Annotated in this window: 13 protein-coding genes; 8 read left to right on the top strand and 5 right to left on the bottom strand. The window is 52.5% G+C overall.

Features of this window, described 5'->3' with window-relative positions; all coding sequences use genetic code 11:
* Positions 1–196 precede the first annotated feature (196 nt).
* Positions 197–517 carry an ArsR/SmtB family transcription factor gene (locus ACQKE4_RS08775; RefSeq protein WP_427387876.1) on the top strand — a complete coding sequence of 107 codons (321 nt, stop codon included), beginning with the start codon at positions 197–199 and terminating at the stop codon, positions 515–517.
* 18 nt (positions 518–535) lie between these two features.
* Here ACQKE4_RS08775 and sohB read toward each other — a convergent pair whose 3' ends face one another.
* Positions 536–1,579 (bottom strand): protease SohB, encoded by a 1,044-nt coding sequence (sohB, locus tag ACQKE4_RS08770; RefSeq protein ID WP_427387874.1) that lies wholly within the window; start codon positions 1,577–1,579, stop codon positions 536–538.
* 203 nt (positions 1,580–1,782) lie between these two features.
* On the opposite strand from sohB, the gene ACQKE4_RS08765 reads away from it, so the two are divergent.
* Positions 1,783–2,094: an SCP2 sterol-binding domain-containing protein gene (locus ACQKE4_RS08765; protein WP_290833904.1), complete on the top strand. Its 312-nt coding sequence runs from the start codon at positions 1,783–1,785 to the stop codon at positions 2,092–2,094.
* 25 nt (positions 2,095–2,119) lie between these two features.
* Here the strand turns inward: ACQKE4_RS08765 and nudC are convergent, their stop codons facing one another.
* The 4 genes from nudC to ACQKE4_RS08745 are packed head-to-tail and all read right to left on the bottom strand — an operon-like array spanning position 2,120 to position 4,934.
* A complete protein-coding gene (nudC, locus tag ACQKE4_RS08760) occupies positions 2,120–2,899 on the bottom strand; it encodes an NAD(+) diphosphatase (RefSeq protein WP_290833906.1) in 780 nt (259 codons plus the stop codon).
* Positions 2,892–3,629, bottom strand: a complete 738-nt coding sequence (dnaQ, locus tag ACQKE4_RS08755; protein WP_427387919.1) for a DNA polymerase III subunit epsilon — start codon at positions 3,627–3,629, stop codon at positions 2,892–2,894. Before dnaQ ends, nudC begins: the two co-directional genes overlap by 8 nt.
* Positions 3,629–4,108: a ribonuclease HI gene (rnhA, locus tag ACQKE4_RS08750; protein ID WP_427387872.1), complete on the bottom strand. Its 480-nt coding sequence runs from the start codon at positions 4,106–4,108 to the stop codon at positions 3,629–3,631. The genes dnaQ and rnhA overlap by 1 nt, the downstream gene beginning before the upstream one ends.
* Positions 4,092–4,934: a class I SAM-dependent methyltransferase gene (locus tag ACQKE4_RS08745; RefSeq protein ID WP_427387870.1), complete on the bottom strand. Its 843-nt coding sequence runs from the start codon at positions 4,932–4,934 to the stop codon at positions 4,092–4,094. Before ACQKE4_RS08745 ends, rnhA begins: the two co-directional genes overlap by 17 nt.
* 137 nt (positions 4,935–5,071) lie before the next feature.
* Here ACQKE4_RS08745 and gloB point away from each other — a divergent pair, with 137 nt between their 5' ends.
* From gloB to ACQKE4_RS08715, 6 genes are read left to right on the top strand one after another with little or no spacing between them, the layout of a single operon-like run.
* Complete coding sequence (gloB, locus tag ACQKE4_RS08740; protein WP_427387869.1) at positions 5,072–5,839, top strand: hydroxyacylglutathione hydrolase; 768 nt, start codon at positions 5,072–5,074, stop codon at positions 5,837–5,839.
* 30 nt (positions 5,840–5,869) lie between these two features.
* Positions 5,870–7,108: a transglycosylase SLT domain-containing protein gene (locus ACQKE4_RS08735; protein ID WP_427387867.1), complete on the top strand. Its 1,239-nt coding sequence runs from the start codon at positions 5,870–5,872 to the stop codon at positions 7,106–7,108.
* 59 nt (positions 7,109–7,167) lie between these two features.
* Positions 7,168–9,117 carry an extracellular solute-binding protein gene (locus tag ACQKE4_RS08730; RefSeq protein WP_427387866.1) on the top strand — a complete coding sequence of 650 codons (1,950 nt, stop codon included), beginning with the start codon at positions 7,168–7,170 and terminating at the stop codon, positions 9,115–9,117.
* Between the two features lie 35 nt (positions 9,118–9,152).
* Entirely contained in the window at positions 9,153–10,226 is a 1,074-nt protein-coding gene (locus ACQKE4_RS08725; protein ID WP_427387864.1) for a microcin C ABC transporter permease YejB, read from the top strand.
* Between the two features lie 2 nt (positions 10,227–10,228).
* Positions 10,229–11,305 (top strand): ABC transporter permease, encoded by a 1,077-nt coding sequence (locus ACQKE4_RS08720; RefSeq protein ID WP_427387863.1) that lies wholly within the window; start codon positions 10,229–10,231, stop codon positions 11,303–11,305.
* Complete coding sequence (locus ACQKE4_RS08715; protein ID WP_427387861.1) at positions 11,298–12,890, top strand: ABC transporter ATP-binding protein; 1,593 nt, start codon at positions 11,298–11,300, stop codon at positions 12,888–12,890. Before ACQKE4_RS08720 ends, ACQKE4_RS08715 begins: the two co-directional genes overlap by 8 nt.
* Positions 12,891–12,895: the final 5 nt, after the last annotated feature.

The raw sequence follows: 12,895 nt of genomic DNA, 5'->3' as shown, positions 1-12,895 counted from the left end.
AAGCAAATGCCTGAAATTGTCGACAAAAACCTCTCTACCTACCATTGATTAATCGTTAAACGACGTCTTGGACAAAACTCGCTAAATTACTGATCATTAAACAACTTGATCCTCGCAACGCGACGATGCCTCGACCACATATAACAATGCTTATAAAAACGCTGCTGTAAACAGTGTAGGCCAGGAGATCATTATTATGTCTGCTTCTACAAGCGCCGCTACACGCCTGCTTGAACACAACTGTCGCGCTATTGAGGAGGGAACGAACCTACTCAAAGCATTGGCCAACGAAAAACGCTTGCAAATACTTTGCTTGTTAGCCGAGAAAGAAATGTCAGTGACACAAATTAATCAGCAGCTTGCACTAAGCCAGTCAGCCCTTTCCCAGCATCTGGCCATTTTGAGGCGTGATGAACTGGTCAATACCCGACGGGAGTCACAAACTATCTATTACTCCTTGAGCAGTGAGAGCGCCAAGGCGATCATTGACACCTTGGCGCACCACTATGCCGCATAACGCTTTATGAGATGAGACTTAGCGGCGCTGCCAACCGGCGGCGTCGATAAGACCAAGCGCTTTTAGCGCGGCTTTTTCGACCCCTGCTGACACTGCTAATCCCAATTTACGGCTCACTGTTTTGGGTGGCTCAAGCTTGACGGCATACACCCGCGCCTGCGCCATGCGCTCAACTAGATAGGCTTCGCTGGTGCCAACACTATCGACGAGCAACTGGGGCAATGCCTCACTGCCGTACCAAATTTCTCCCGTCGCGAGAGTGTCTATATCCATTGTTGGGCGCCGTTCGGCAACGTAGCTTTTAAACAGCCGGTGGGTGTTCTCTAAATCCTCTAAGAACTTGGCTTTCCCTTCTTCGGTATTTTCACCCAACACAGTCAAGGTGCGCTTGTACTTACCCGCTGTCAGTAGTTCTACATCAATGTCATGACGTTTAAGCAGTCGATGGATGTTGGGCACCTGCGCCACCACACCAATTGAGCCAATCACTGCAAAAGGCGCTGCCTTGATATGCTGCGCGGTACAGGCCATGAGATACCCACCGCTCGCCGCTACTTTATCGATACAAACGGTGGTGGTAAGCCCAGCCACACGCAGGCGATCCAGCTGCGCGGCCGCCAGCCCATAGGCATGAACCAGCCCGCCTGCTGACTCAAGACGAACCACCACCTCGTCATCTTTGTTGGCAACATCGATAATCGCCGACACTTCTTGAGCAAAGTGCTCGGTTTGCGATGCCTTTAAATCACCATGAAAATCAAGCACCCATACACGTGACTCTTGCACGGCATCATGCTCGTGCTTATGACCCTTTTGGCGTTTTTTATCTTCCGTACGAAAGGCTTTCATGAGTTTTTTTCGCGCCGCGGGTAGCGTCGCAGCTAGCCGCAACCGGCGGCCGCGGCGGCGACGCTGATTGTTAAGCGGTTCGATATACAGCTTTAAATCACTCTCTTTATCTTGTTTTGAGTGCGCGAACAGGAGTAAACCAATCCCCAACAGTGCCATCACGATAGTTGTTTGCACAGCAAACATAGCTACCTCTGCTACCCATTCACTCATTGACGTTCTCCATTAGAGTATTGAATCCTATCGCTGCGGTGGATGGCGTTTGCTTTTCGAATTTGTCAGCACTGTATAGTGTGCCATCACCGCGCTTGATTGAAACGCTTGTATGAAATAATCTCATTTTCTTATTTAGTTGTTTCCTCAGGCTGCTATCGCTAGCCTTAATCTAATTTACTTACTTAATTGAGAGATTTGTGATGTCTAATAATACCCTTGAGAAACTGCAAGCGCGTTTCAACCCTGAAGCAGCCGAGGGCATGAACGAAGTTTTCCAGTTCCATTTTTCAGACGCCGGTAGCCACTACTTGCATATCCAAGATGGCGCACTGGATGTACAAGAGGGTGAGCACGACGATCCCTCTGTCAGCCTAAGTCTAAGCACTGAAACATTAAAAGGGATTATGAATGGAGACATCAATGGCATGACTGCGTTCATGACCGGTAAGCTAAAAGCGACTGGCAATGTCATGTTGGCCACTAAACTGACCAGCCTGTTCCCAAGCGAATAACGTTCACGCAACCATGCGGCGCCTATCAGCGCCAGCGTGCCAAATGCGTTTCAATCAGCTCGCGCGAGATTGAGTATGGCGGTGGCAGAGACGGTAGCTGACGTGGCGAAAACCACGCAGCATCGCTGATTTCTACACCGTCAATTCGTATACGTCGTGTCGTCGCTTCAGCGAAATAACCAAACATCAGTGAATGCGGGAACGGCCACGCCTGGCTTTGGTAGTAGCGCAACTGGTCAATATGCACGCCCACCTCTTCGAATACCTCACGGTGCACGGCCTCCTCTGCCGATTCCCCTGGCTCAATAAACCCTGCCAAAGTAGAGTAGCGCCCAGGCGGGAAGCGGGGACTGCGGGCAAGCAACATTGCTTCACCACTGGTTACTAAGGTAATAATGCAGGGTGATATGCGCGGGTAGTTACGGTGTCCGCAACCATCGCAATGCATGGCAAACTCTGCCGTAAGCTTAGTGGCCGGCGCACCACAGCGGCTGCAAAAGCGGTGATTTTCTAACCACGCCCCTACTTGCAGTGCTGTGGAGAGTAGGCTAAACCACGCGGTAGAAAGCTCACTCATCCACTGCCGACCATCGATCCAGCCACTTTCCGCCTGGGATTCAACGAGCAGTGCGACTGGCTCATCATGCCAGTAGCACAGCGGCTGCATCTGCGCTGTCCAGGGTTGATACGGCTGTAACGGGGTTAGCTCCTCGCTGCCGATAAGAGGCGCGGGCGCAAGCATACTGCGCGACAGGCGAATAACTCGCCCAGCTTGCTCATGATGGGGGATTTCTCGCCTAAGCATCGCCTGCTGCACCCTTAAACCAATGAAGCTTGTGCGCTTCACACTTAGCATTATGAGCCGCTTGCTCCTCTGCGGTGGGTCGCACTACACGGAGCTGACCAGGCGTTAATACCATGCGTTGAATCGACATACCCTCATTAGAGGTATCGGCCTGCTCCTGTTCCGCTGCAGAGGCTGCGTCTAACGTTAACGCGGTTTGCCCACCGGTCATCGCCAGGTAGACCTCAGCGAGGATTTCAGAGTCTAACAGTGCCCCATGCAGTACCCGGTGGCCATTATCGATATCGTAGCGCTTACATAAGGCGTCAAGACTATTGCGCTGTCCGGGGTGCATTTTCCGGGCCATGGTCAGCGTATCTAATATGCCGCAATATTCGCTTACCGGCCCCAGCACTGGGCTTTTACGCTGCTGATTCAGCATGCCCAGCTCGTGATCAATAAAGCCCACATCGAAGGGGGCGTTATGAATCACTAGCTCAGCACCTTCAATAAATGCCCAAAAATCATCGGCTATTTTGGCAAATACTGGCTCATTGGCGACTCTGTCATCGTCAATACCGTGAACGGCAACAACTTCGGCATCGATATGGCGTTCGGGATTAATGTACTGATGATAGGTACGCCCAGTGAAGCGACGATTAACCATCTCAATGGCACCGATTTCAACCAGACGATGGCCATCTTTTGGGTCGATACCCGTGGTTTCAGTATCTAGAATCACCTGGCGCATCATGCTCTCCTCTTTTGATGCTCATCAATCGCTTCATTAGCCAACGAATCGGCACGCTCATTACCGGGATGACCGCTATGACCTTTCACCCAATGCCACGCCACTTGGTGGCGCTGAGTCTCTTCATGCAGGGTTTTCCATAGCTCGGCGTTTTTAACAGGCTGCTTGGCGGCAGTTTTCCAGCCTCGCTTAATCCAGTTATGTATCCACTGGGTAATCCCTTGGCGAACATACTGTGAGTCAGTCCAGAGCGCTACTTCGCAAGGTTTATTCAGCGTGCGCAGCGCCATAATCGCTGCCATCAATTCCATGCGATTATTAGTGGTCTCGGCTTCATAGCCTTTTAGCGTCTTTTCATGCTCGCCACTCGCCAGCACAACACCCCACCCACCGGGGCCTGGATTCCCTCGGCAAGCTCCATCGGTGTAAACCGTTACCTGAGGTAAATGCTCGGCAGCCTTATTAGTCAATCTTGTCATCCCTTCGTTTGTCTGGTTCAGATTTATGCGTGTGGGTTTGATGTGCTTGAATGGGCTGCTTTTGAGCGGGTTCATAGTGGGCTGATGAACCTGAACGAGTAACTCCCAGGGAAGCGGGCGAAGCCGGTGCACTTAAACCAAATTTCATACGTTGAACCGGAGCATGGCGTTGGCGACGCCTAGCCTGAATCATATAGCTCTCTCCCAGGGGAAAATTATGCCGCCGACCCAGTGACTCCCAATACTCGCCACATTTGGCGCTCGCCCGCCCGCGAAAACAGCAATAGTCTACCCGCTCCACCTCAAAGTCGACAAACGCCAGCCAGTCACGCAGCCGATTTGCCGTGCGCCAAGTACCACTCCACGGAAACTGCTGCTGGCGTTTACGCCACTGACGCGCAAGCCCACTCACACCGATAGGATTAAAGCCAAACAGCACTAAAATGCCATTATCTGCCGTTACCCGTGCGGCCTCTTGAAGCGTGAAATGGGCATCCTTTAAATGCTCTAACCAGTGATGGATCACCATAATATCTAAACATCTATCCGGCAGTGCGAGCTGGTCCGGCGGGCATATTAATGTGGCATCGCTTTGCGCCAACTGCCGGGTGGGCGACCAGCGTATAGCGTGGGGGATTGCCGACATGGTCATCATGGCCGGTCCCATGCCCATCTCCAAGCTGTGGCCCCCTACCCGGGTTTCCGCAACCGGCCCTAAGCACGCCCGTTGAGATTCCCAAAGCGAGCGCCCCGCCTCAGTTTCCCAGTAAGGCTGGCTATTGATCAATTGTTTGGCGAGTGATGTTGCCGTCGTCGAATTTGACATGAACAGCGCTTCCCTCCACAGTAACGGCTTTTTAACGCCTTTTACGCACCGGTTAAGCGCTAATATGCGCATTATCTAAGGTGTTTTAACATTTTGCTATTTTTTAACGGTCTGCTTTTTCTCAAAGGAACTTGATGATGTTGAGCGTGACACCGATCCCTGCCCTAAGCGACAACTATATTTGGCTATTAAGACAAGATAACAGTCAAAGCGTTTGCGTGGTGGATCCTGGTGAAGCTGCTCCGGTGATTGAGCTGCTTGAGCGTGAGTCACTTAAGTTAGAAAGCATTTTGATTACTCACCATCACCATGATCATACCGGTGGTTTAGCTGAGTTAATTAAACGCTACTCGCCCCATGTGATTGGCCCTGCCAACCCATCCATTGAAGGTATTGATGAAGCAGTGGGCGATGGGGATGAAGTCCGCATTATGGGAAGGCGCTTTGAGGTCTCGGCAACGCCCGGCCACACGCTAGACCATATCAGCTATTTTACGGCGGGAATTCCCGCGCTGCTATTTTGCGGTGATACGCTTTTTTGCGCAGGTTGTGGGCGTTTATTTGAAGGTACGCCAGAACAGATGTTTACATCTCTGCAACAATTTGCGGAACTCCCTGAAGATACGCTGGTCTTTGCAGCCCATGAGTACACGCTGGCGAACCTAGTGTTTGCTCGTGCTGCGGATCCTGAAAATGAAGACGTTAAACACGCCTTGCAGGAGTGTGAAAAGGCGCGGGCATTGGATCGCCCCACCTTACCCAGCACGATAGGACGCGAGCTGAAAATCAACCCCTACCTGCGCGTGGGCACAGATAGCGTGCGCCAAGCAGCCAGCTCCCAGGGTGTTAATGATAACGACCTCGCAACGTTCACCACTCTTCGCGAGTGGAAGAACCGTTTTTAAGAACGCTATCGAAACTAAACGAATGTAACTATGACCTATCGAACGATTCGCCAGCGCTTTATGCTGAGCGCAGGCAGTACCGTAATTGTGGGCCTAATGTTAGCCGCCGCAGCAAGTTCTCAAGCTTCAGCGCCGGCATATAAAACACCGACTGGATTCACAGGTGCGTCAACACCCTCCTCTCGCTCTGTTTCAAACAGCTCGATGGACACGACAAAGCCTAGTCCAACCGCTTTCCAAACGCACTTTTGGGAAGCCTTGGAGTTAAAGCCTCAAGATGCTTGGACCACACTACGTGAAAGCTTTCAGTGGCAAAATGCTTCCCTCTCAGTAGAAGCTCAGGCCCGAGTGGATGAATGGATTGAGCATTACCGTTCGAGCCCCGAAAACATTGCCACCATTACCGAACGCGCGACACCTTGGCTGGCTTGGATAACCCAGCAGGTTAGCGAGCGTGGTCTACCCGGTGAAGTAGCGCTGATTCCCTTCGTCGAAAGCTCCTTTGATCCTGGTGCCAAAAGCCACCGCGGCGCGGCAGGCCTATGGCAATTTATGCCCGGCACAGGGGATGCATTGGGACTGGTGCGCAACGGCAATTACGACGGTAGACTCGATGTTGTCACCTCTACTGATGCAGCACTCAATTACTTGGAAATGCAGGCTGATCAGTGGTACGAAGGCGATCTGATGCTTTCGCTAGCGGCTTACAATGCAGGCGCTGGCACCGTTAATCGTGCCCAGCGCCAAGCCCAAAGCCAGGGCTTGAATGGCGAGTACTGGGATCTCTCGTTACCCCAAGAAACCATGCAGTATGTCCCCAAGTTGAAAGCGATCGCGACGATCATCAGTGACCCTGAGCGTTACGACGTCATATTGCCGGAAATACATACTGAACCGGCGTTCGCAAAGGTACAGCTAGCGCATGCGGTGAGCCTGTCGGAAGCCTCGCAAATGCTGGATGTCAGCCAGGCAGCTTTAGCAGAATTAAACCCAGGCTTGCTCAATGGCAGCATTGATCCGAGCAGCGCACAGACGCTGCTGGTACCCGAAGAAGTGGATGCTCAGGTATTGGCTCAGCTTTCACAGGGCAACGGTCAGGCGCTTGCTCAGGCCGCTAGCGGCGACACCCATCGCGTTGAAAGCGGCGATAGTCTCTCGGCAATTGCAGCCCGCTATAATATTGACCAGCAAGACTTAATACGCTGGAATGCGATTGATCGTCCTGGCGCTTTACAACCGGGCCAACTCCTGACACTTTCAGGGCGTTGAATTCAAACGTAGTAACACTATCGTCAAACAGTTGGCTTTGTTCACATGGGAAGTAACCAATGCCGCGTGGTCTGTTTTTTGCGAAAACGCTTCTGTTCGTCAGTGGCTTGCTATTACACGCATCGGTACTGGCTACGGAGGTAACCGCTGCCGCTGATTCATCTAACGGTGCATTAAGCGGCAATGTTAGTGGCAATGCTGTCGTGGGCGATCTTGATACTGATGCTGACAATGTGGTTCCTGTTGAAACGGTTCATGGGCTATCGCTTTATGATAGCCCTGAACTGCCAGCCGACTTTGCTTACTTTCCCCATGTAAACCCGCAAGCTCCTAAAGGCGGCACAATGACCCATACCGCCGTTGGGGGCAGTTTCGACTCGACAAATCCGTTCATCATTCGAGGCACTCCCGCCACCGGCATTTCGCAAATTTATGACACCTTGATGGCCAGCAATCCCAATGAGCCGTTTAGTCTCTACGGCCTGCTTGCCGAAGGCGTGCGCCTAGACCCTGACCGGCAATGGATTGAATTTGATCTGCGCCAAGAAGCACGCTTTCAAGATGGCGAGCCTGTCACTGCCTACGATGTGGTGTTCTCGCTGAATCTACTACGGGAAGACGGCAATCCGTTTTACGCCAGTTACTACGCCGGTGTAGAGGAAGTGATTGCGCTTAGTGAGCATCAGGTGCGTTTCACCTTTAACGATACCGAGTCTCGCGAGCTGCCTTTAATCGTTGCCCAACTGCCGATACTACCCCGGCACTACTGGGAGCCAAGAGAGTTCACGTCGCCTACCCTGGCCGCTCACCCAGGTTCGGGGCCTTACCGCATCAGTGAGGTCGACCCCGGTCGGCGAATAGTTTTTCAGCGTGATGAGAATTACTGGGGTAAAGACTTACCGGTCAATATTGGGCGCTACAATATCGATCGAATTATTTATGACTACTACCGTGATCGCGATATCGCCTGGGAGGCATTTAAAGCGGGGCTAACGGATTTCCGCATTGATGCCCGAGCAGCTACCTGGGCAATCGGCTATGACTTCCCTGCCTATGAAGAGGGCTTTGTAAAACGACTGACAGTGCCTGATGTAAACCCCTCCATGATGCAGGCATTTGTTTTCAATCTGCGCAAACAGAAGTTTCAAGATCCCAGGGTACGCGAAGCGTTAAGCCTTACCTTTGATTTCCCCTGGCTGAATACCAATATTTTTTACGACACCTACCAGCGGACTGAAAGCTTCTTTCAAAATTCTGAAATGGAAGCCATCGGGTTACCATCCGAAGATGAGCTAGCGCTACTGGAACCCTTCCGGGAAGAGTTGCTGGCGTCTCATCGCTCTGAGCGTTTGTTTACCGACCCATTACCCCTTGATCAGCCTACCGATCTCCGTGAGCGCCTGCATTTGGCGCTGGAGCTGCTCCGTGAAGCGGGTTATGAGGTTGAAGATGGCGTACTGGTTAATCAGGCAACCGGACAGCCCTTGAGCCTTGAAGTGTTGCTGTATGATTCTGGCTTTGAGCGGGTGGTTCAGCCCATGCTGCGCAATATGGCGCGCCTGGGTGTGCAAACATCGCTGCGTATCGTTGACATCAACCAATTTTTAAACCGGCAGCGCAATTACGACTATGACATAGTCATCAGCCATTTCCCCCAGTCGAACAACCCCGGCAACGAGCAACGCGACTTCTGGACCAGCGCTGCGGCAGAGGCACCGCAGAGTCGCAACCGCATGTCACTTGCTCACCCAGCGGTAGATGCGCTGGTTGAGGAGCTGATACGTGCCGATGGCCGTGAAGAACTTGATACCGCCGCGAAAGCACTGGACCGGGTGCTGCGCTGGGGATTTTATGTGATTCCGCACTACCACTCCGGCGAAACTCGCATTGCGGTGTGGGATAAATTTGGCTACCCCGAACCATTCCCAGAGTACGCCATGGACCTGGATGCGTGGTGGGTCGATACCGACCGTGAAGCTGAACTGCAGCGCCGTCATCGACGCCGCTAAATTCGGTTTATTCTTAAAGAACCATGGAGTGCTCTGTGGCACGCTACACTCTACGCCGACTACTGCTTATGATTCCGACGCTGATCGGGATTATGTTGCTCAATTTCATTATTGTTCAGGCGGCCCCAGGCGGGCCAATCGATCAGATGTTAGCGCGCTTTGAAGGCGCTGATGCGATGGCTAGCACCCGCTTGGATATGGGCGGTGCCGATGTTCAAGTCAGCGACGATTCACGGGGCGCTCGTGGTATCGACCCGCGCTTTATTGAACAGCTAGAGCAACAGTTTGGCTTTGACAAGCCCCCCCACGAACGCTTTATCGGCATGATGGCGGATTATCTTACGCTCGATTTCGGCACCAGCTTCTTCCGCGACCGACCCGTCACCGAGCTAATGATAGAGCGGCTCCCCGTCTCTATATCACTGGGGCTTTGGACCACCCTGCTGGTCTATTTAATCTCAATTCCATTGGGCATTAAAAAAGCACTTCGTCACGGTTCGCGTTTTGATGTCTGGTCTTCAGGATTAGTGATTGTTGGCTACGCTATCCCTGGTTTTTTGTTCGCCATTTTATTGATCGTACTGTTCGCTGGAGGCACCTATTGGGATCTGTTCCCGTTACGGGGCCTGACCTCGCCTGACTTCGACCAGCTTTCCACTTGGGGCAAAATCAAAGACTACTTCTGGCATATTACCCTGCCGGTGATCGCCGCTGCGATTGGCAGTTTTGCGACGCTTACCATGCTGACAAAAAACAGCTTTCTTGATGAAATTCATAAACAGTATGTGATTACCGCCCGAGCCAAAGGCGCCGACGAACGGCGTGTGCTTTACGGCCATGTGTTCCGTAATGCCATGCTGGTTATTATCGCGGGCCTGCCTGCCGCCATGATTGGCATCTTCTTCACCGGTGCACTGCTGATTGAGGTTATCTTCTCTTTAGACGGGTTGGGGCTACTCGGCTTTGAGGCCGTTATGCAGCGGGATTATCCGGTGATATTCGGCACTCTGTTTCTATATACGGTGATCGGGCTAATCCTTAAGCTGATTTCCGATTTGACCTACGTGTGGGTAGACCCGCGCATCGACTTTTCAACCCGGGAGTCGTGATCATGGCGTCTTTTTCATCACGTTTTTCGCCCATTACTCAGCGGCGTTTGGCCGCTTTTAAAGCCAACCGCCGTGCCCGAGTATCTCTATGGCTATTTGGCACACTGTTTATTCTCAGCCTTTTTGCCGAGCTGATCGCCAACGATAAACCCATCATTATGCAGTACGACGGGAAGTGGTATGCCCCGCTGTTAGTGGATTACCCAGAAACCGAGTTTGGCGGTTTTCTACCAACACGTACCGACTATCTAGACCCTTTTATTCAACAACAGATTGATGACAACGGCTGGGCGCTGTGGCCCGCGATTCCCTATTCTTATCAAACCCTTGATATGAATATGACGCGCCCTTCTCCGGCGCCGCCAGATAGCCGCCACTGGCTGGGCACTGATGACCAGGGGCGTGATGTATTAGCACGAGTCATTTATGGCTTTCGCCTCTCAGTGGCCTTTGCCTTAGTGCTTACGGCGGGGTCTCTCGTGATGGGCGTTGTGGTGGGGGGCGTGCAAGGCTACTTCGGCGGCAAGGTCGATTTAATTGGCCAGCGGATGACTGAAATTTGGTCGGGTTTGCCAGTACTGTTCCTCCTGATTATTTTAGCTAGCTTTGTGCAGCCAGGGTTTTGGTGGTTGCTGGGCATCATGCTGCTCTTCTCATGGCTGGGCTTAGTCGATATCGTGCGTGCCGAGTTTTTACGCGCGCGCAATTTAGAGTATGTACGAGCTGCCAAAGCCATGGGCCTGCCGTCACGTTTAATTATGTGGCGTCACGTATTGCCAAACGCCATGGTCGCCACGCTGACATTTATTCCGTTTCTGTTTACCGGCGCGATTGGCACGCTGACCGCGCTCGACTTTCTCGGCTTTGGCCTACCACCTGGCGCACCCTCGCTGGGTGAGTTAGCCGCCCAAGGTAAAAATAATCTACACGCCCCCTGGCTGGGCATTACGGCCTTTATGACGCTGGCGATCATGCTGTCGCTGCTGGTTTTTATTGGTGAAGGGCTACGCGACGCCTTTGATCCACGTCACGTGCAGCAGCGCCAAATCGGCGCTGCTCAGGAGGCCAACCATGTCTAAACCGCTCCTGCAAATTGAAAACCTCAACATCGCCTTCGGTGAAAGCCAGGTAGTTCGTTCCCTCTCACTGACTATTAATGCAGGTGAAACCCTGGCGATTGTCGGTGAGTCGGGGTCAGGCAAATCGGTCTCAGCACTTGGCATGGTCAACTTACTGCCTAGTAATGCCACAATCGAAGGCGAGCGCTGGTTGGGCGATACCAATTTAGCTGGCTTAACCGAAGCTCAGTGGAACGGTATACGTGGTAATCGTGTTGGTTTTATCTTCCAAGAACCTATGACGTCTTTAAACCCCCTTCATCGTGTGGGTAAGCAGATCGGTGAAGCGCTGCGCCTGCACCAAGGATTACGTGGTCATGAGGCGCGGCTACGCAGCAAGGAGTTGTTAGAACAAGTTAAGTTGCCGCGGGCGGACGAATTACTGGATGCCTGGCCCCATCAGCTTTCAGGGGGGCAACGTCAACGGGTGATGATAGCCATGGCGGTTGCTAACAACCCATCGCTGTTAATTGCCGATGAGCCTACCACGGCGTTAGACGTCACTGTTCAACAAGAGATTCTCGCCCTACTTCGCGAACTGCGGGATCGTTACGGCATGGGCATGCTATTTATCAGCCATGACTTAAATTTGGTACGCCGCCACGCAGACCGCGTATGCGTTATGTACCGTGGCGAAGTGCAGGAAATTGGCCCGGTTGAACAGGTCTTTCAGCATCCCAAGAGCGATTACACTAAAGCGCTGCTCGCTGCTGAGCCTGAAGGTAGGCCTCAAGCAATTACCCACGCGCCTCCGCTGTTAACCGCCCGCCAGTTGAGCGTCAGCTTTAAGCGGCCTAAAACGGGGTTGTTTAAGCGTCAGCCGCCTGCTTTTGCGGCGCTTCACCCTACCGATTTTGATATCGCACCTGGTGAAACGTTAGGGATTGTGGGTGAATCCGGGTCGGGTAAAACCACGCTCGCCTCTGCCGTCATGCGCTTAGTCACTAGCCAAGGTGATATTACCCTTGGCAACGATAAACTCAGCAGCCTGACCGGCGATGCCCTGCGTCGTCAGCGGCACCGCTTGCAAATGGTTTTCCAGGATCCTTATGGCGCGCTTTCGCCGCGCATGCCGGTGTTCGATATCGTCAGTGAAGGGCTACGTTTTCACTACCCTAATCTCACCACTGAAGAAGTCACCCAACGGGTTAATCAAACGCTAGGTGAAGTTGGGCTACCGGAGAGCTGTGCCGCCCGCTACCCTCACGAATTTTCAGGTGGCCAGCGCCAGCGTATTGCCGTTGCTAGAGCGATTATCTTAGAGCCTGAGCTACTGGTGCTTGATGAGCCCACCTCAGCACTAGATCGCACCGTACAGAAGCAACTAGTGACCCTACTGCGTGACTTACAGGCACGCAGACAGCTTAGCTATCTGTTTATTAGCCACGATCTTGCTGTTATCCGCGCCATGGCTCACAGGGTTATGGTGCTTAAGGATGGCGAAGTAGTCGAACAAGGCCCCTGTCTGGAAGTGCTTTCAGCGCCACAGCACGCTTATACCCAAGCGCTAATCGCCGCTGCGCACCTTAATCCTAATAATAAATAGGCAAA

The sequence above is a fragment of the Halomonas sp. NPDC076908 genome (assembly GCF_050269715.1).
In the GTDB taxonomy this organism is placed as follows: domain Bacteria; phylum Pseudomonadota; class Gammaproteobacteria; order Pseudomonadales; family Halomonadaceae; genus Vreelandella.
This window is presented reverse-complemented; position numbering and strand designations above follow the sequence as displayed.

Bases quoted from the DNA above. Each gene is read 5' to 3' on its own strand.
- ACQKE4_RS08765 (WP_290833904.1), top strand. From the start codon at position 1,783: ATGTCTAATAATACCCTTGAGAAACTGCAAGCGCGTTTCAACCCTGAA.
- ACQKE4_RS08775 (WP_427387876.1), top strand. From the start codon at position 197: ATGTCTGCTTCTACAAGCGCCGCTACACGCCTGCTTGAACACAACTGT.
- gloB (WP_427387869.1), top strand. From the start codon at position 5,072: ATGTTGAGCGTGACACCGATCCCTGCCCTAAGCGACAACTATATTTGG.
- ACQKE4_RS08735 (WP_427387867.1), top strand. From the start codon at position 5,870: ATGACCTATCGAACGATTCGCCAGCGCTTTATGCTGAGCGCAGGCAGT.
- rnhA (WP_427387872.1), bottom strand. From the start codon at position 4,108: ATGACAAGATTGACTAATAAGGCTGCCGAGCATTTACCTCAGGTAACG.
- dnaQ (WP_427387919.1), bottom strand. From the start codon at position 3,629: ATGCGCCAGGTGATTCTAGATACTGAAACCACGGGTATCGACCCAAAA.
- nudC (WP_290833906.1), bottom strand. From the start codon at position 2,899: ATGCTTAGGCGAGAAATCCCCCATCATGAGCAAGCTGGGCGAGTTATT.
- ACQKE4_RS08745 (WP_427387870.1), bottom strand. From the start codon at position 4,934: ATGTCAAATTCGACGACGGCAACATCACTCGCCAAACAATTGATCAAT.
- ACQKE4_RS08715 (WP_427387861.1), top strand. From the start codon at position 11,298: ATGTCTAAACCGCTCCTGCAAATTGAAAACCTCAACATCGCCTTCGGT.
- ACQKE4_RS08730 (WP_427387866.1), top strand. From the start codon at position 7,168: ATGCCGCGTGGTCTGTTTTTTGCGAAAACGCTTCTGTTCGTCAGTGGC.
- ACQKE4_RS08720 (WP_427387863.1), top strand. From the start codon at position 10,229: ATGGCGTCTTTTTCATCACGTTTTTCGCCCATTACTCAGCGGCGTTTG.
- sohB (WP_427387874.1), bottom strand. From the start codon at position 1,579: ATGAGTGAATGGGTAGCAGAGGTAGCTATGTTTGCTGTGCAAACAACT.